This is a genomic window from Novilysobacter erysipheiresistens (assembly GCF_036663935.1).
GTDB lineage: Bacteria > Pseudomonadota > Gammaproteobacteria > Xanthomonadales > Xanthomonadaceae > Novilysobacter > Novilysobacter erysipheiresistens.
Map to the genome: position 1 here is coordinate 152,625 of NZ_JAXGFP010000002.1, position 15,446 is coordinate 168,070.

Annotated in this window: 12 protein-coding genes; 7 read left to right on the forward strand and 5 right to left on the reverse strand. The window is 69.1% G+C overall.

The window, feature by feature from the left end; all coding sequences use genetic code 11:
* Positions 1-14: 14 nt before the first annotated feature.
* Both SNE34_RS03885 and SNE34_RS03890 read right to left on the reverse strand, forming a co-directional pair.
* Positions 15-3,797 carry a two-component regulator propeller domain-containing protein gene (locus tag SNE34_RS03885; RefSeq protein ID WP_332614909.1) on the reverse strand — a complete coding sequence of 1,261 codons (3,783 nt, stop codon included), beginning with the start codon at positions 3,795-3,797 and terminating at the stop codon, positions 15-17.
* A 125-nt stretch (positions 3,798-3,922) separates the two neighbouring features.
* Positions 3,923-6,781, reverse strand: coding sequence for a S8 family serine peptidase (locus SNE34_RS03890; RefSeq protein ID WP_332614911.1), 2,859 nt, complete (start codon positions 6,779-6,781; stop codon positions 3,923-3,925).
* Between the two features lie 240 nt (positions 6,782-7,021).
* On the opposite strand from SNE34_RS03890, the gene SNE34_RS03895 reads away from it, so the two are divergent.
* From SNE34_RS03895 to SNE34_RS03920, 6 genes are all read left to right on the forward strand, one after another.
* Positions 7,022-8,197 carry a thiolase family protein gene (locus SNE34_RS03895; protein WP_332614913.1) on the forward strand — a complete coding sequence of 392 codons (1,176 nt, stop codon included), beginning with the start codon at positions 7,022-7,024 and terminating at the stop codon, positions 8,195-8,197.
* A 179-nt stretch (positions 8,198-8,376) separates the two neighbouring features.
* A complete protein-coding gene (locus SNE34_RS03900) occupies positions 8,377-8,754 on the forward strand; it encodes a hypothetical protein (protein ID WP_332614914.1) in 378 nt (125 codons plus the stop codon).
* 93 nt (positions 8,755-8,847) lie between these two features.
* Positions 8,848-9,225, forward strand: a complete 378-nt coding sequence (locus tag SNE34_RS03905) for a hypothetical protein (RefSeq protein ID WP_332614916.1) — start codon at positions 8,848-8,850, stop codon at positions 9,223-9,225.
* Positions 9,226-9,386: 161 nt separating this feature from the next.
* Complete coding sequence (locus SNE34_RS03910) at positions 9,387-10,997, forward strand: carboxyl transferase domain-containing protein (RefSeq protein WP_332614918.1); 1,611 nt, start codon at positions 9,387-9,389, stop codon at positions 10,995-10,997.
* Positions 10,998-11,152: 155 nt separating this feature from the next.
* The gene (locus tag SNE34_RS03915) at positions 11,153-11,686 is read left to right on the forward strand and encodes a bactofilin family protein (protein WP_332614920.1); all 534 of its coding nucleotides are present in this window, start codon (positions 11,153-11,155) and stop codon (positions 11,684-11,686) included.
* Positions 11,683-12,045 carry a hypothetical protein gene (locus tag SNE34_RS03920; RefSeq protein ID WP_332614922.1) on the forward strand — a complete coding sequence of 121 codons (363 nt, stop codon included), beginning with the start codon at positions 11,683-11,685 and terminating at the stop codon, positions 12,043-12,045. The genes SNE34_RS03915 and SNE34_RS03920 overlap by 4 nt, the downstream gene beginning before the upstream one ends.
* Positions 12,046-12,152: 107 nt before the next feature.
* Here SNE34_RS03920 and SNE34_RS03925 read toward each other — a convergent pair whose 3' ends face one another.
* From SNE34_RS03925 to SNE34_RS03935, 3 genes are read right to left on the reverse strand one after another with little or no spacing between them, the layout of a single operon-like run.
* A complete protein-coding gene (locus SNE34_RS03925; protein WP_332614924.1) occupies positions 12,153-12,395 on the reverse strand; it encodes a DUF6587 family protein in 243 nt (80 codons plus the stop codon).
* 1 nt (position 12,396) lies between these two features.
* Positions 12,397-14,265 (reverse strand): ferrous iron transport protein B, encoded by a 1,869-nt coding sequence (feoB, locus tag SNE34_RS03930; RefSeq protein WP_332614926.1) that lies wholly within the window; start codon positions 14,263-14,265, stop codon positions 12,397-12,399.
* On the reverse strand, positions 14,262-14,513 hold the full coding sequence (locus SNE34_RS03935; RefSeq protein WP_332614928.1) for a FeoA family protein: 252 nt from the start codon (positions 14,511-14,513) through the stop codon (positions 14,262-14,264). The genes feoB and SNE34_RS03935 overlap by 4 nt, the downstream gene beginning before the upstream one ends.
* A 124-nt stretch (positions 14,514-14,637) precedes the next feature.
* On the opposite strand from SNE34_RS03935, the gene SNE34_RS03940 reads away from it, so the two are divergent.
* Complete coding sequence (locus SNE34_RS03940) at positions 14,638-15,420, forward strand: enoyl-CoA hydratase/isomerase family protein (protein WP_332614930.1); 783 nt, start codon at positions 14,638-14,640, stop codon at positions 15,418-15,420.
* Positions 15,421-15,446: the final 26 nt, after the last annotated feature.

Sequence of the window (15,446 nt, forward strand, 5' to 3'; positions counted from 1 at the left end):
AGGCCGCCAGCGACCTACGCCGCCGGCCGGGTGGCCAGCTGCATCGGCATCCGCAGGGTGAAACGGGTGCCCTCCCCCGGCGTGCTCTGGCAGGCGATGCTGCCGCCCAGCACCTGGGTCGCGAGGTTCCAGGTGATGTGCATGCCCAGGCCGGAACCACCGGCGCCACGGCGGGTGGTGAAGAACGGTTCGAACACGCGACGGCAGCTCTCCGCGTCCATGCCCCTGCCGTTGTCGCCGTAACGGATCACCACCTCGTCGTCCTGCACCCGCGCGACCAGCTCGATCCGGCCCGGCTCGTCCTCGTCGAAACCGTGGGTCACGCTGTTCATCGCGAGGTTGGAGATGATCTGGTAGATCGCGCCCGGGTAGGTTTCGAATTCGATCCCCGGCGGGCAGTCGATGTCGACCCGATGCCGGCGCAGGCTCGGCTGCAGCGACATCAGGATCTCCTCCAGGTAGGCACCCAGGTCGATCCGCCGCGACTCTTCGCTGGACTGGTCGACCGCGACCTGCTTGAAGCTGCGGATCATCCGGTCGGCGCGGCGCAGGTTGTGCAGGATCAGTTGCGAGCTGCGCACCGCGGTGCTGCCGAATTGCTGCAGCGCAGCCGGATCGAGCGGGCCGGCGTCGAGTTGCCGTTCCAGCGCGCGGGCTTCCTGGTCGAGGTAGGACGCGGCGGTCACGCTGACGCCGAGCGGCGTATTGATCTCGTGGGCGACGCCGGCGACCAGTCCGCCGAGTGCGGCCATCTTCTCGGCCTCGACCAGTTGCTGCTGGGTCTGGCGCAACTCGTCGATGGTGCTGCGCAGGCTGGCGTTGGTGTCGTGTAACGCGAGGGTGCGCTGGGCCACGCGGCTTTCCAGCTCGGCGTTGATCCGCGCCAGTTCGAGCTCGTTCTCCTTCAACGGCGTGATGTCGCTGTTGGTGCCGACGACGCGCACCGGCCGGCCGTCGGCATCGCGCGCGACCACCCGGCCGCGGCTGAGACGCCAGCACCAGCGGTCGTCGCGGCGCACCCGGTAGGTCACCTCCATGGTCTCGCCGGCACCGCTGCGATGGCCAGCCAGGGCCTGTTCGAAGCGCTCGCGGTCGTCGGGATGGACCGAGTCGCGCAAGCGCTGGTCGCTCTCCACCACCTCGTCGGTGTCGGCATCGGGGCGATCGAGCGGGTTCTGCCGCCGCAGCTGGCCGGCGGCGATATCCCAGTCCCACAGCTCGTCGCCGGTGCCCCACAGGGCCAGCTTGAGGCGTTGCTCGCTGTGGGCGATCTCGCGCTGGTTGATCTCGCGTTCGGCGCGGCGCTGGCGCACCGCCCGGATGACCAAGGCGACCATGAGCAGCAGGCCGATCAGATACATCGCCCGCGCGATCCCGGTCTGCCACCACGCCGGCTGCAGCCGGATCGGCAGTCGCATCTCCTCGCTCCATGCGCCGCCGGGGCTGCGCGCGCGGACGCGGAACAGGTATGCGCCTGGATCGAGGTTGCTGTAGCTGGCGCGCCGCCGGCGGGCGTCGACCTCGACCCAGTCGGGGTTGATCCCGTCGAGCCGGTACTGGTACTGCACCCGGTCGGGGGCGGCGTAGGCAAGCGCGGAGAACTCGATGTCGATGGCATCGCTGTCCGGGGGCAATTGCAGCGGTGACCGCGTGCCGCCGTCAACATCCACGGGACGCGAGTCGGCGCTGCCATCGGCGCGATACACGGCCAGGCGGGTGATCGCCACCTGCCGCGGCGGCGGCAGCGGTGCGATGTCGGTCGGCCGGAAAATGGTCACGCCCTGCAGGCCGCCGAACGCGATGCGGCCGTCATCGAACTTCGCCGACGAGTTGACGAAGTAACCCATTGGCTGGGCACCCGCGGCGGCGCCGTAGTTGGTGATCGCACCGGTGTCCGGGTCGAGCCGGCTGATGCCGACGGTGGTGCTGATCCAGATCCGGCCCATCGCGTCCTCGGCCAATGCGCCGACCGCCAGCGACGCCAGTCCCTCGGCGGTGCCGTAGTGGCGGAAAACCGGGCGGCCGGCGGCGTCGATCACCATCCGGTTGAGTCCACCGCCCTGGGTGCCGATCCACAGCCGGCCGCGGCGGTCCTCGATCATCCCGGTCACCGAATCGTGGCTGATGCTGCCGGGCGCGTTGTCGTGGGGGAAGTGTTCGAGCGTGCCGGACTGTCGGTCCAGCCGGTACAACCCGGTCGGGATCATGCCGATCCAGAGGTCGCCGCGACTGTCCTCCAGCATCGTCTCCACCCGGGTGTGGTCACGGCCACTGGAACTGGCGCTCGGAGTGGCGATCCGGTGCTCGCGGAACTCGTCGCAGCCGGCACACAGCGAGGCGAACCGGCCGCTGGCGAGGCTGATCCAGAGGGTGCCGTCGGCGGTCTGGTAGATTTCGTGGATCGCGTTTTCGGGCAGGCTGCCGGGATCGGCCGGGTCGTGCCGGTAGGTGGCGAAGCCCTCGCCGGTCCATTGCGCCAAACCATTGCGGGTGCCGATCCAGACCGTCCCGTCCGGGGCGCGATGGATGGCACTGATGCGCGCGTCCGGCAACGTCGACGGGTCGTCCGGATCGGAGCGGTAACGTGCCCATACGCCCTCGCCGGGGGGGGCGCCGGGATCGAACCGGACCATGCCAAGGCCGGCCGCCGGGGCCAACAGCAGGCTGCCATCGGGCATCGGCTCCAGCGAGTACACCGCGAGTTCGAGGCCCGGTGACCGGCTTTCGTAGACGCGGATCGAGCCGAACGCCTCCGATTGCGGGACGTGCAGGCTCAGGCCATTGAGCCAGGTGCCGATCCACAGCAGGCCGCTGCGATCGAGCATCAGCGCGTGCACCCGGTTCGATGCCAGCGCGCCCGACAGGCCGCTGCCCGCGGTCCATACACGAGGTGGTGCATCGCTGCCGTCCAGCCGCGCCAGGCCCCGCGGGGTGGCGACCCAGAGACGACCGTCGGCATCGAGCTGGAGCGCGGAGATGTGCCGGTCGGGCAACCCCTCCTCCACCCCCAGCCGGCGTTGCAGGCGGCCGTGGCGATCGAAGTGCAACAGGCCGTCCCGCGGCGTACCGGCCCAGACCGCACCGCCGGGAGCCAGCGCGATCGCCAGGGTCTCGTGCATGCGGTCCGGCTCGGCCCATGGCGTGGCCTGGCGGCCGTCGGCATCCAGCGTCCACAGCCCGGTGGCGGTGCCCAGCAGCAGCTCTCCGGTTGGCAGCGACACCATGGCGTGGACCGCGCCCAGTTGCTTGCGCAGCGCCCCGGCGACCGACTCGAAACGGTTGCCATCGGGCGGCCGTCGCTGCAGTTCGCCGCCACTGCCGGCAATCCACAGCACGCCGTCGGCACCTTCGTGGAGGGCGATCACCGACTTGTTGGCGAGGCTGCCGGGCGCACCATCGGCCAGGTAGCGGACGAACGAATCGCGCTGCGGCAGGTAACGGGCGAGGCCGCCGCCGAGGGTGCCGACCCAGAAGCCGCCGCCGCGCGCCGGCTCCAGCACGGTGACGTGGCTGTCGGGCAAGCTGTCGTCGCGGCCCGGGTCGTTGCGATAGACCCGGAACTCGTAGCCGTCGAACCGGTTCAGGCCATCCTGGGTGCCGACCCAGACGTAGCCGGACTCGTCCTGCAGCAGCGCACGCGCCGAGGTTTGCGAGAGCCCGTCCTGCACGCCGTAATGCTGGAAGCGGACATCCTCATGGACGACTTTCGCGTCCTGTGCAGGCACCGGCCACGCGCCGACCGACAGCACGCAAAACAGCGCGGCGGCGGCCAGTCTCGCGCCGACCGCCCGCCCCATCGACCTGCGGATTCGCCCCATCGGGCGAGGCTAGCGCCACCACCGTGGCCGGACAAGTGGGCAGGTGCCGGCAACGAAAAACGCCGCGGGGATCCGCGGCGTTTTCGTCCGGTGCGGTGTCGGCCTTAGAAGCCGATCGACCAGTTCGCGAACGCGCCGGTGTAGCTGCGGCCGTTCTCGCGGCGGCTGTCGAGATCCAGGCCCAGGCGACCCCCGACCGGCAGCCAGGCATGCAGTCCGAAGCCGAACACCGCGACGTCCTCGCCCAGACCGGCACCGTTGATCGGCGACCACGCGTCGATGCCGGTGAAACGCGCATCGATCGCATCGCCCGACTGCGACAGCGTGTGCTGCCATTCGATCCGCCCCTGCAGGCCGACCGTGGTCGCGCCGACCGACCATTGCCGCTCCAGCCGCGCACCGGCCAACGCCTGGGTCGCGTCGAGGCGGGAGTCGCGGGTGCTCAGGCCGAAACCGGCGGCGCCGTCTTCGGAGAAGCCGTCGCGGTCCAGTTGCAACGACTGCGCGCCGACGTACGGGACCAGCGTCGCACCGCCCAGCTCGAAGCGGTGGCCCGCCTGCACGCCCACCGTGGCATAGCGGTTGTCGTACTGCGCATCGACGCCGAAACGCTCGCTGCCGAGCACGATGTCGCGTTGCATCCAGCGGTCCATGTGCCCGAACGCGACGCGGCCCAGCAGGTAGTTGCCGCCGTGGTCGTTCCAGCTCGCATAGACTTGGCCCTCCAGCTGGCGGTTGCGCTCGCGGTCGCCACGCAGGGCGTGCGAGGCGAATCCGTCGGTCTGGCCGAACGCCGCGCCCAGCATCAGGTTCGGGCCGAAGTAACGGTCGTGGCCGAGCATCCAGCCGTTGGCGTCGACGCGGGTATGCGACCACATCGAACGCTCGCCATCGAGTCGGTTGGCCCAGGCGCCGGCGGCGATCCCGTGGCCGACCGCATCGAGCCGCGACTCCAGCGCATGTCGGCTGCCTTCGATCGCGATCATCGCGAACGCGGTGTCGGCGCCGTGCATCTCGCCCGACAAGCTGGCCAGCGAGCGCTCGGCGGCCGCGGCCGTCGGCGTGCCCTGGATCGCGCCCGCGCCGTCGACGAATGCCCCTGCGCTGCCCGGACCGGCAAACTCCGCGGTACCGGTATCGATCCGGCGGAACGCGTTCTCGACCCGTGCCGCGCTGGCAGTCGCGGTGCTGCTCAGCCCCATCGATTGCGCCGCGGCGGTGACGTCGAGGCGGTTGATTTCGAGCCAGACCTGCGCCGGCTCATAGGCGATCGCGCCGTCCAGGAACACCCCGTCGGCCACGGCCAGCTCGTCGAACACGCCGCTGACCCCGCCATCGGCGTTGATGATCAACTCACGTGCCTGGTGCACGTACCCCGGCGCGATGCCGGTGATGGTCAACCAGCCATCGACGCTGGCCTGGCCATCGACCTGCAGGTGCGAGCCGATCTCGACATCGAACAGCGAAGTCGCACCCAACACCAGGTCGCCGCCGATCCGGTGCTCGACCCCGCCGGCCCCGCCACCGCCGATCGCCAGCACGCCGTCGTTGCGCACCGCGCCCGCGACCGACGTGGCGTCCAGGTACAGGCCGCCGTTGGCACCGACTATCGCGGTGCCGGGCAAGGCGAAGTTCGACACCAGCAGCGCGCCGCCCTCGACCCGGGTGTCACCGTCGTAACTGTTGTCGCCGGTCAGGTGCAGCAGGCCGTCGTCGCCGCGCAGGGTGATGCCGCCCGCGCCGGAAATGTCGTTCGACCAGACCGACACGCCGGTGTCGAAGTCGGCGACCACCTGGCCCCAGTCGAGCCGGCCCGGTCCCTGCACCGCCTTGCCGACGTCGAGCAGGCCATGGCCGAACACCGGATCGACGCCGACCGCGCCGAGGTCGGTCGCGGTGCCGAGCAGGGTCTGCCGCACCAGGTCGTTGTTGAAGTACGGGAACGCCTCCCACACGAGCGCCGCGGCGCCCGACACCTGCGGCGCGGCGAACGAGGTGCCGCCCCAGCTCCAGTAGGTAGGGGCGTCGGACTTGTCGTCGGTGCCGGTCACCACGACGTCGCCGGGGGCGACCAGGCAGTAGTTCATCGCGATGCCGCAAGCGTTGGAGTATTCCGCCAGCTGGGTCGGATTGGCGGTATCCAGCGCCGCCACCGTCAGCCAGCCGACTTCAAGGTCCGCCGCCGGGGTGGTGCCGTTGGGGCCCAACTGGCTGGGCAGCGCCGCCATGTCGGTGGGATCGGCGAACGACTCGTTGCCGGTGGCGAACACCACCAGGCCGTCGTTGGCGAAGATGAAGGGACGGTACTCCTCGGCGATCGCCGCGGTGGCTTCCGGGTTGGTCCAGTAAAGGCCACCCCACGAGTTGTTCATGATCCGCGCGCCACTGTCGATCAGGTCCTGGTGGACGATCGCCAGGCCGAGCGCACCGTCGACCTCGTTGCCCTGGCCGGATCCGTCGTCGACCGGCTCTTCATCGGAAATGATCCGCGCCGAGACTATCTCCGCACCGGGCGCGATGCCGCCCGGCCACTCGCCGAACGGCACGCCCGCCATGACCAGCGACACCGCGGTACCGTGGCCGACGACATCGTCGACATCCAGGTTGTTGGTTTCGGGATCGAGGTACACGAAGCTGCTGGTGACCCGCGGCCACAGGGCCGGATGCACCCGCGAGACTCCGCTGTCGACCACGCCGATGCGCACGCCCTCACCGGTGAACCCGGCGGCGTGGGCGGCACTGGTATTGGTCAGTCGCAGGTGTTCGCTGAACGCCGGGTCCGGATCGCTCACCACCGGCGGCGGCGGCGGTTCGGGGGCCGGTGGCGGCGCGGTCGGCGGCGGATCGACCGGCCGCACGTTGTCCCCGCCACCGCCGCCACCACAGGCGGCGAGCAAGGCGAGGCCGAAGCCGCCCAGAGCCAGACGACACGCGCTTGCCAGCGCATTGCGATGCAACTTCATGGTTTACCCCCGATGGATGGCTGGGGCGTCGCGCACCTTGCGAACTGTCTGCGTCCCAGCGAGCCTCATTTTTAACCGATAGCCATGCCCCCCACAATCGACACGGGTGCGGAATGCGACCGCAAACCGCAGTTTGGCCGCATCACGCCGGCCTGCCGATCGACGGTTTGCGGCACTGCAGCATGCCGCCGCATAATCGGGACATCCCGGCTGCGGCCGGTCCCTCATCAGGAGTCCGCCATGAGCGACGTTGTCATCGTCGGTGCCAAGCGCACCGCCATCGGTTCATTCCTCGGCCAGTTCACCGGCGTCCCCACCCCGGCATTGGGCACCGCCGCGATCACCGGCGCGCTGGAGCAGGCCGGGCTTGCCGCCGACCAGGTCGAGGAAGTCTTCATGGGCTGCGTGCTGCCGGCCGGCCTCGGCCAGGCCCCGGCGCGCCAGGCCGCACTCGGCGCCGGCTTGCCGACCTCGGCCGGCTGCACCACGGTCAACAAGGTCTGCGGTTCGGGCATGAAGGCGATCATGCTCGGCGTCGACGCGATCAAGGCCGGTTCGGCCAAGGTCGTCGTCGCCGGCGGCATGGAGTCGATGACCAACGCGCCGCACCTGCTCAACGGTTCGCGCACCGGCGTGCGCTACGGCAGCACCGAGTTCCTCGACCACATGGCCTTCGATGGCCTGACCAACCCGTACGACGGCAAGGCGATGGGCGTGTTCGGCGACATGGCGTGCGACAAGTACGCGTTCGACCGCGCCGCGCTCGACGCGTTCTCCGAGGAGAGCGTCAAGCGCGCGCAGAAGGCCCAGGCCGACGGTTCGTTCAAGGACGAGATCGTCCCGGTCACGGTCAAGACCCGCAAGGGCGAGGTCGTGGTCGACACCGACGAGGAGCCCGGCAAGATCGACACCGCGAAGATCGCCGGCCTGCGTCCGGCGTTCGGCAAGGAAGGCGTGCTGACCGCCGCGTCGTCGTCGAAGATTTCCGACGGCGCCGCCGCCACGGTGTTGATGTCGGCCGACGATGCCAAGGCGCGCGGGCTGCAGCCGCTGGCGCGCATCGTTGCGCACGCCAGCCACGCGCAGGCGCCGGAATGGTTTACCACCGCGCCGGTGCAGGCGATTTCCAACGTGCTCGACAAGGCCGGCTGGAAAGTCGAGGACGTCGACCTGTTCGAGATCAACGAGGCGTTTTCCTGTGTCGCCATGGCACCGATCAAGGACCTCGGCATCCCGCACGCGAAGATCAACGTGCATGGCGGTGCGGTGGCGCTGGGCCATCCGATCGGTGCCAGCGGCGCGCGCCTGGTCGTGACCCTGGTCAATGCGTTGCGTGCCCGCGGTGGCAAGCGCGGTGTCGCCTCGTTGTGCATCGGCGGCGGCGAAGCGACCGCGGTGGCGATCGAGCTGCCGTGACCGTCGGCGCCAGCACTAGCACAAGCCAGTCACCAACGGCGCTGGTGCGGACCGAACCGGTTAACAATGTATTAACCAAAAAAATACAACCCCCCGCTTGACAGGCGTCACGGGCTTGTCATCATGTTATCGGCGCGCAATTGCGCGTTGCCAAACTTTTAATCGACGAGGAACGAACCATGACTTTCAACAAGGCGCTGCTCGCCCTGGCTATGGGCTTTGCTCTGGTTGCCTGCTCGAACCAGCAGCAAGCTGAAGATGCCGCCGCCGAAGCCGCCGAGGCTGCTGGCGAGGCTTCCGAAGCCGCTGCCAACACTGCCGCTGCTGGCGACGCGATGGCGACCGACGCTGCCCAGGCTGCTGCGGACACCGCCGCTGCCGCGGCTGACGCCGCTGCCACCTCGGCCGACGCCGCTGCCGGTGCGACCGACATGACCGCCGCCGACGACGCCGCCGACGCTGCCGAGAATGCAGCCGATTCGGCCGAGCAGGCTCAGGACGCCGCGGAAGAAGCGGCTGCCGGCGCCGACGCCGAAGACAACAACGACGGTCTCTAATACCGTCCGAGTTATTGGTTCCAGGGAAGCCGCCGGTATTGCCGGCGGCTTTTTCTTGTTCAACGACATTTTGTCAATCAACAGGAGTCAGTCATGAACCACAAGCTTTCGATCCTCCTCGCCGCCAGCGTCTTCGCCCTCGCCGCCTGCAACTCCCCGACCGCCGAGGACGCCGCTGCCGAAGCCGCTGCCCAGGCCGAAGTCGCCGGCGACCAGGCCGCCGTTGCCGCCGAGTCCGCCGGTGATGCCGCCGCTGCGGGCGTTGAAGCCGCTGCCGCCGCCACCGCCGCTGCCGCCGGTTCGGCCGCCGTTGCCGTCGACGCCGCCGCCGACCCGCTGCAGGCCGCCTATGAAGAAGGCAAGGCCGACGCCGCCGTCGCGATCAGCGAAACCGCCGCCGACGTCTCCGCCGAGATGAGCGACGAGGCGACCGAAGCCTCGGTCGAAGCCGCCGCCGAAACCCAGGACTGATCCTTGATCAATCCAGCGGTTTGCAACACGTGTGACCAGGGCCCGCATTTGCGGGCCCTGCTTTTATCGGGCACCTCGCCCGCAAATGCGGGCCCTGTTTTTTTGGGCCGGTGATTCCCGGCCGGGTATCCTGTGGCGTTTCCATCGCGACCGACACGCCCATGCCCGCACTGAGTTCAACCCTCGATCCGCGTTCGCCGGATTTCCAGGACAACGTCGCCTACCACCGCGCCCTGGTCGGTGAGCTCGACGCGCGACTGGCGCGCGCGGCCAACGGCGGTGGCGACAAGGCACGCGACAAGCACACCGCGCGCGGCAAGCTGCTGGTACGCGACCGCATCACCGCCCTGCTCGACCCCGGTTCGCCGTTCCTGGAAATTGCACCGCTGGCCGCCGAAGGCATGTACGACGACGCCGCGCCCGCCGCCGGCATGGTCTGCGGCATCGGCCGCGTGCAGGGCCAGGAAGTGGTGGTGGTCGCCAACGATGCGACCGTCAAGGGCGGCACCTATTTCCCGATGACGGTCAAAAAGCACCTGCGCGCGCAGGAGATCGCCCGCGAGAACCAACTGCCCTGCGTCTACCTGGTCGACTCCGGCGGCGCGTTCCTGCCGCTGCAGGACGAGGTGTTCCCGGACAAGGAGCACTTCGGCCGGATCTTCTACAACCAGGCCCGGATGTCGGCCGAGAACATTCCGCAGATCGCGGTGGTCATGGGCTCGTGCACCGCCGGCGGCGCGTACGTGCCGGCGATGTCCGACGAGTCGGTGATCGTCAAGGAACAGGGCACGATCTTCCTGGGTGGCCCACCGCTGGTGAAGGCGGCGACCGGGGAGGTGGTCGACGCCGAGACGCTTGGCGGCGCCGACGTGCACACGAGCATCTCCGGCGTCGCCGACCACTTCGCCGAGGACGATCGCCACGCGCTGCAGATCGCGCGCGGAATCGTCGGCACGCTCAACCGCAAGAAGGTCGTGCCGGTCGCGGTGCAGGCAGCGCGCGAGCCGTCGTTCGCCGCCGAGGAGCTGTACGGCATCGTGCCGAAGGACACCCGCCGACCGTTCGACATCCGCGAGGTGATCGCGCGCATCGTCGACGGCAGCGAGTTCCAGGAGTTCAAGGCGCGCTACGGCAAGACCCTGGTGACCGGGTTCGCGCATTTGCACGGGTACCCGGTCGGCATCGTCGCCAACAACGGCATCCTGTTCGCCGAGAGCGCGCTCAAGGGCGCGCACTTCATCGAGTTGTGCAACCAGCGCGGGATCCCGCTGGTGTTCCTGCAGAACATCACCGGCTTCATGGTCGGCAAGAAGTACGAGCAGGCAGGCATCGCCAAGGACGGCGCCAAGATGGTCACCGCGGTGGCGTGCTCGCACGTGCCGAAGTTCACCGTGGTAATCGGCGGCAGCTTCGGCGCCGGCAACTACGCGATGTGCGGGCGGTCCTACGGTGCGCGGTTCCTGTGGATGTGGCCGAATGCGCGGATCAGCGTGATGGGCGGCGAACAGGCGGCGAGCGTGCTGGCGACGGTCAAGCGCGACGGCATCGAGGCACGCGGCGGCGTGTGGACGCCGGACGAGGAGGACGCCTTCAAGGCGCCGATCCGCGAGCAGTACGAATCGCAGGGTAATCCGTACTACGCCACCGCCCGCTTGTGGGATGATGGCATCATCGACCCCGCCGACACCCGGCGTGTGCTTGGATTGGGCTTGTCGGCTAGTCTCAATTCGCCGATCGCGGAACGCACCCGTTTCGGCGTGTTCCGCATGTAGGTTCGGCAGTCGCCCAAGCGGTGTGACCGTCCTCACCGATGAACGCGGGTTTCCTGTCGCCCAGCTGAAGCGGCCGGCGCAATGTGCCCACCGACAATGAAGACCCCGTGAAGCGGGTGTAGGTTTGGGGTTCCCCTGAACTGCCGGACCACCCCATGGCTATCTGGAAAGAAACCACCCCGTCGAAGTCCTCGCCCTCCCCCGAGGCCGCCCAGTTCGATCCAGCGCCGATCCGCGACATCAGCCCGCCGGCTCCGACGCCGGCGCCTTCGTCGGCACCGCAGCGCGCGAGCGACCCCCAGCTGAAGGAATCGCTGATCGCGGCCGACCTGACCATCGAGGGCAAGATCGAGGGCACCGGCCACGTCCGCATCGCCGGCAAGTTCAACGGCGACGTCAACGTGCAGGGCAACCTGACCATCGAGACCGGCGCCAAGCTGACCGGCGGCGTGCGTGCGCAGAAGGTCATCGTCGCCGGCGAACTGGAGGGCAATATCGAATCGGCGCAGAAGGTCGAGGTGCTGGAATCGGGTGCGCTGATCGGCGACGTCAAGGCCGGTTCGCTGACCGTCGCCGCCGGTTCACGGATGCGTGGCCAGGTCGAGTTCGGCTGGGGCGACAAGCACTCCGGCAAGCACGCCGATAAATCCGCTGGCAGCAACAAGGCGGGCACCGACGACGCCGCATGAGCGCGGCGCCACGTCCCGGCACGGCAGGTGCGACCCGCACCTGCCCGCACTGCAAGACGACGATCCTGGAAAGCTCCAGCGTCTGTCCGCAGTGCCGCGGCCATTTGCGCTTCGACGCCGACGCGAATGCGGTCGCGGCGGTGAAGTTTTCGCCACTGCAGGTCGAGGGCACGATCCCGGCGCCGGCCGACGGCGCCTGCGAGTATTCGATGGTGCTGTCGATCCGCGACGGCCGCGGGCGCGAGATCAATCGCCAGGTGGTCGGCGTGGGTGCGCTGCACCCGGGCGACGAGCGGACGTTCAGCCTGGTGGTGGAGGCGACCGAGGTTCCGGGTCACAAGGTCAGGCGCAAGCACTGACGCAGACGCCCACGCTTTTGCAGGAGCGGCTTCAGCCGCGATCGGAAACCGTCCGCCCGCGCCGACTCCAGATCGCGGCTGAAGCCGCTCCTACAGAAAAGCACCAATCAAACTGTCGGGCCGCAGCCATTGCAGCCGCCGCAGCTGCCAGCGGCGCCGTTCGACGGTGGCGCAATCGTGCGGCCCAGCCGCTGCAACCAGCGCGGCTGGCCTTCACGCACCATCGGGACCGCCAACGCCACGCGCAATCTGCGCACCGCCGCCGGGAACTGCCGGCGCGCGACATACGCCGCGCTGAGCACCACCGCCAGCGCGATCACCGTGTACTGGACGAGCAGGCCGGTTTCCATCTCAGCCCGCTCCCAGCAGCACCGCGACCTGGTAGGTCACCAGCGACGCGAGATAGGCCAGTCCGAACAGGTAGCCCGTCGCGATGCCGACCTGCTTCCAGGAATTGGTTTCGCGCTTGATCGTGGCCAGGGTCGAGATGCACATCGGCGCGTAGATGAACCACACCAGCAGCGACAACGCGGTTGCCAACGACCACGTATCGGAGAGCACCGGGGTCAGCGCAGCGGTCGCCGCTTCGTCGCTGGCCGCCGACAGTGCATACACCGTCGCCAGCGACGACACCGCCACCTCGCGCGCGGCCAAGCCGGGGATCAGTGCGATGCAGATCTGCCAGTTGAAGCCTAGCGGCGCGAAGATCGCGGTCATCGCGTGGCCGATCCGGCCGGCGAAGCTGTAGTCGATCGCCGGTGCGACCGCATCGGCCGGCGCTGCCGGGAACGACAGCAGGAACCACAACAGGATGGTCAGCGCGAGGATGATTCCACCGACCCGGCGCAGGAAGATCCACGCCCGTTCCCACAGGCCGATCAGCACGTCGCGCGGGTGCGGGATGCGGTACGACGGCAGCTCCAGCATCAGCGGGTGCTCGCTCTTGTCGCGGCGCCACTTCTTCATCACCCACGACACCGCGAGCGCGCTGAGGATGCCGGCCACGTAAAGGCCGAACAGCACCAGTCCTTGCAGGTTGAAGATGCCGACCTGCTGTTGCGGGATGAACGCGCCGATCAGCAGCGCATACACCGGCAGCCGCGCCGAACAGGTCATCAGCGGCGCGACCAGGATCGTCGCGAGGCGGTCGCGCGGATCCTGGATCGACCGGGTCGCCATGATTCCCGGGATCGCGCAGGCGAAGCTCGACAACAGCGGGATGAACGAGCGCCCCGACAGCCCGGCCTTCGACATCATCCGGTCGAGCAGGAACGCCGCGCGCGGCAGGTAGCCGGATTCTTCCAGCGCGATGATGAAGACGAACAGGATGAGAATCTGCGGCAGGAAGATGATCACCCCGCCGAGGCCGGCGATGATGCCGTCGACCAGCAGGCTGTTGAGCGGGCCTTCGGGCAGGGTCGCGCCGACGAACTCGCCGAGCGCGACGGTGCCGGCGTCGATCGCGTCCATGACCGGCGTCGCCCAGGCGTAGACCGCCTGGAAGATCAGGAACATCACCACCGCCAGCGACAACAGGCCGATGGCGGGATTGAGCAACCAGCGGTCGAGGGTGTCGTCGATCGCGGCGGTGCGGCGCGGCATCGTCACCGCCAGCGACAGCAGGCGGCGGGTTTCGGCATGCAGCGCGTCGGGGTCGACCATCGCCGCGGCGGACAAATGTTCGCGCGGTTCATGGATGCGGCCGGCAACACCGTCGAGCTTCGCCACCAGCGCCTCGGCGCCGTCGCGCCGGATCGCCACGGTTGGCACCACCGGTATCCCCAGCTCGCGCTCCAGCGCGTCCAAGTCGACTTCGATGCCGCGACGCCTGGCCGCGTCCATCATGTTGACCGCCAGCACCATCGGCTTGCCGAGTTCGCGTACTTCCAGCGCGAAGCGCAGGTGCAGGCGCAGATTGGTCGCATCGACCACGCAGACGATCACATCCGGCGCCGGCTCGCCCGGATAGAAGCCGCGGCACAGGTCGCGGGTTACGGCCTCGTCGAGGCTGGCCGCATCGAGGCTGTACGCGCCGGGCAGGTCGAGCACCGCGTAGTTGCGCCCGGACGGCGCGTTGAAGCGGCCCTCCTTGCGCTCAACGGTGACGCCGGCGTAGTTGGCGACCTTCTGCCGGCTGCCGGTCAGCAGGTTGAACAGCGCGGTCTTGCCGCAGTTCGGGCTGCCAACGAGGGCCAGGCGGAGGCTGTCGGCGGCGCTCATGCGGCCTGCTCCACCGTCTGCACCACACGGATGCGCGCGGCCTCGGCGCGGCGCAGGGCGAAGCGGGTGAAACCGATCTGCACCAGCAGCGGTTCGGCCGAGAACGGGCCGGCCGCCATCACCTCGACCCGCTCGCCGCTGACGAAGCCCAACTCACGCAAGCGGCGTGCGATGGCGTCGTTCGGCGACAGGTCCTCGACCGTCTCGACCGTGGCCGCGGTGCGCCGCGGCAGTTCCGTCAGCTTCAAGGCGACGTCCGTACAAATGGGAATTGTTCTCATTCTAGCACCGCCGCGGCAGCGCCACGTGTGCCGGAAATGGCCGGTTTTCGCCAGCGCTATCATGGGCGGCTCCACGGAACCGGATGCCGCCATGAGCCACCCATTGCTGAACCTGCGCGAGGGCCCGGTCGCCCGCCTGCGCATGAACCGGCCGCAGCTGCACAACGCCTTCGACGCCGAACTGATCGGCGCCCTGACCGGCGCGCTGCAGGCGGTCGGCGGCGACGATTCGGTCCGGGTGGTGGTACTGGAGGGTGAAGGCGCGTCGTTCTCGGCCGGCGCCGACCTAAACTGGATGCGCGGCATGGCGGCGGCCAGCGAGGACGAGAACCGTACCGACTCGCTCGCCCTCGCCCGCCTGATGCGGACCTTGAACGAGCTGCCCAAGCCGACCATCGCCAAGGTCCACGGCGCCGCGTTCGGGGGCGGTGTCGGCCTGGTCGCCTGCTGCGACATCGCGATCGGCGCCCATGAGGCCAAGTTCGGCCTCACCGAGAGCAAGCTCGGCCTGCTGCCGGCGGTGATCTCGCCGTACGTGATCGAGGCGATCGGCGCCCGCCAGGCGCGCCGCTGGTTCGCCTCGGCGGAAATCTTCGATGCCGAACAGGCTTGCGCGATGGGCCTGCTGCACGACGTGGTCCACCCGACCACGCTTGATACCGCGGTGCAGCGCCAGGTCGACCTGCTGTTGAAGGCCGGACCGGTGGCATCGGCGCAGGCCAAGGCGCTGGTCCGCCAGGTCGCGTCGCACAGCGACGGCGCCCGCCACGATGCCGACAACGCCGCCCTGATCGCGCGCCTGCGGGTGTCGCCGGAAGGCCAAGAGGGCCTGTCGGCGTTCCTCGACAAGCGCAAGCCAAGCTGGTGTGACTGAAACATCGGCCGACCCACGCACGCCCC

Excerpts from the sequence above, each read along its gene's own strand:
- SNE34_RS03885 (WP_332614909.1), bottom strand. The coding sequence starts at position 3,797 with ATGGGGCGGGCGGTCGGCGCGAGACTGGCCGCCGCCGCGCTGTTTTGC.
- SNE34_RS03890 (WP_332614911.1), bottom strand. The coding sequence starts at position 6,781 with ATGAAGTTGCATCGCAATGCGCTGGCAAGCGCGTGTCGTCTGGCTCTG.
- SNE34_RS03895 (WP_332614913.1), top strand. The coding sequence starts at position 7,022 with ATGAGCGACGTTGTCATCGTCGGTGCCAAGCGCACCGCCATCGGTTCA.
- SNE34_RS03900 (WP_332614914.1), top strand. The coding sequence starts at position 8,377 with ATGACTTTCAACAAGGCGCTGCTCGCCCTGGCTATGGGCTTTGCTCTG.
- SNE34_RS03905 (WP_332614916.1), top strand. The coding sequence starts at position 8,848 with ATGAACCACAAGCTTTCGATCCTCCTCGCCGCCAGCGTCTTCGCCCTC.
- SNE34_RS03910 (WP_332614918.1), top strand. The coding sequence starts at position 9,387 with ATGCCCGCACTGAGTTCAACCCTCGATCCGCGTTCGCCGGATTTCCAG.
- SNE34_RS03915 (WP_332614920.1), top strand. The coding sequence starts at position 11,153 with ATGGCTATCTGGAAAGAAACCACCCCGTCGAAGTCCTCGCCCTCCCCC.
- SNE34_RS03920 (WP_332614922.1), top strand. The coding sequence starts at position 11,683 with ATGAGCGCGGCGCCACGTCCCGGCACGGCAGGTGCGACCCGCACCTGC.
- SNE34_RS03925 (WP_332614924.1), bottom strand. The coding sequence starts at position 12,395 with ATGGAAACCGGCCTGCTCGTCCAGTACACGGTGATCGCGCTGGCGGTG.
- feoB (WP_332614926.1), bottom strand. The coding sequence starts at position 14,265 with ATGAGCGCCGCCGACAGCCTCCGCCTGGCCCTCGTTGGCAGCCCGAAC.
- SNE34_RS03940 (WP_332614930.1), top strand. The coding sequence starts at position 14,638 with ATGAGCCACCCATTGCTGAACCTGCGCGAGGGCCCGGTCGCCCGCCTG.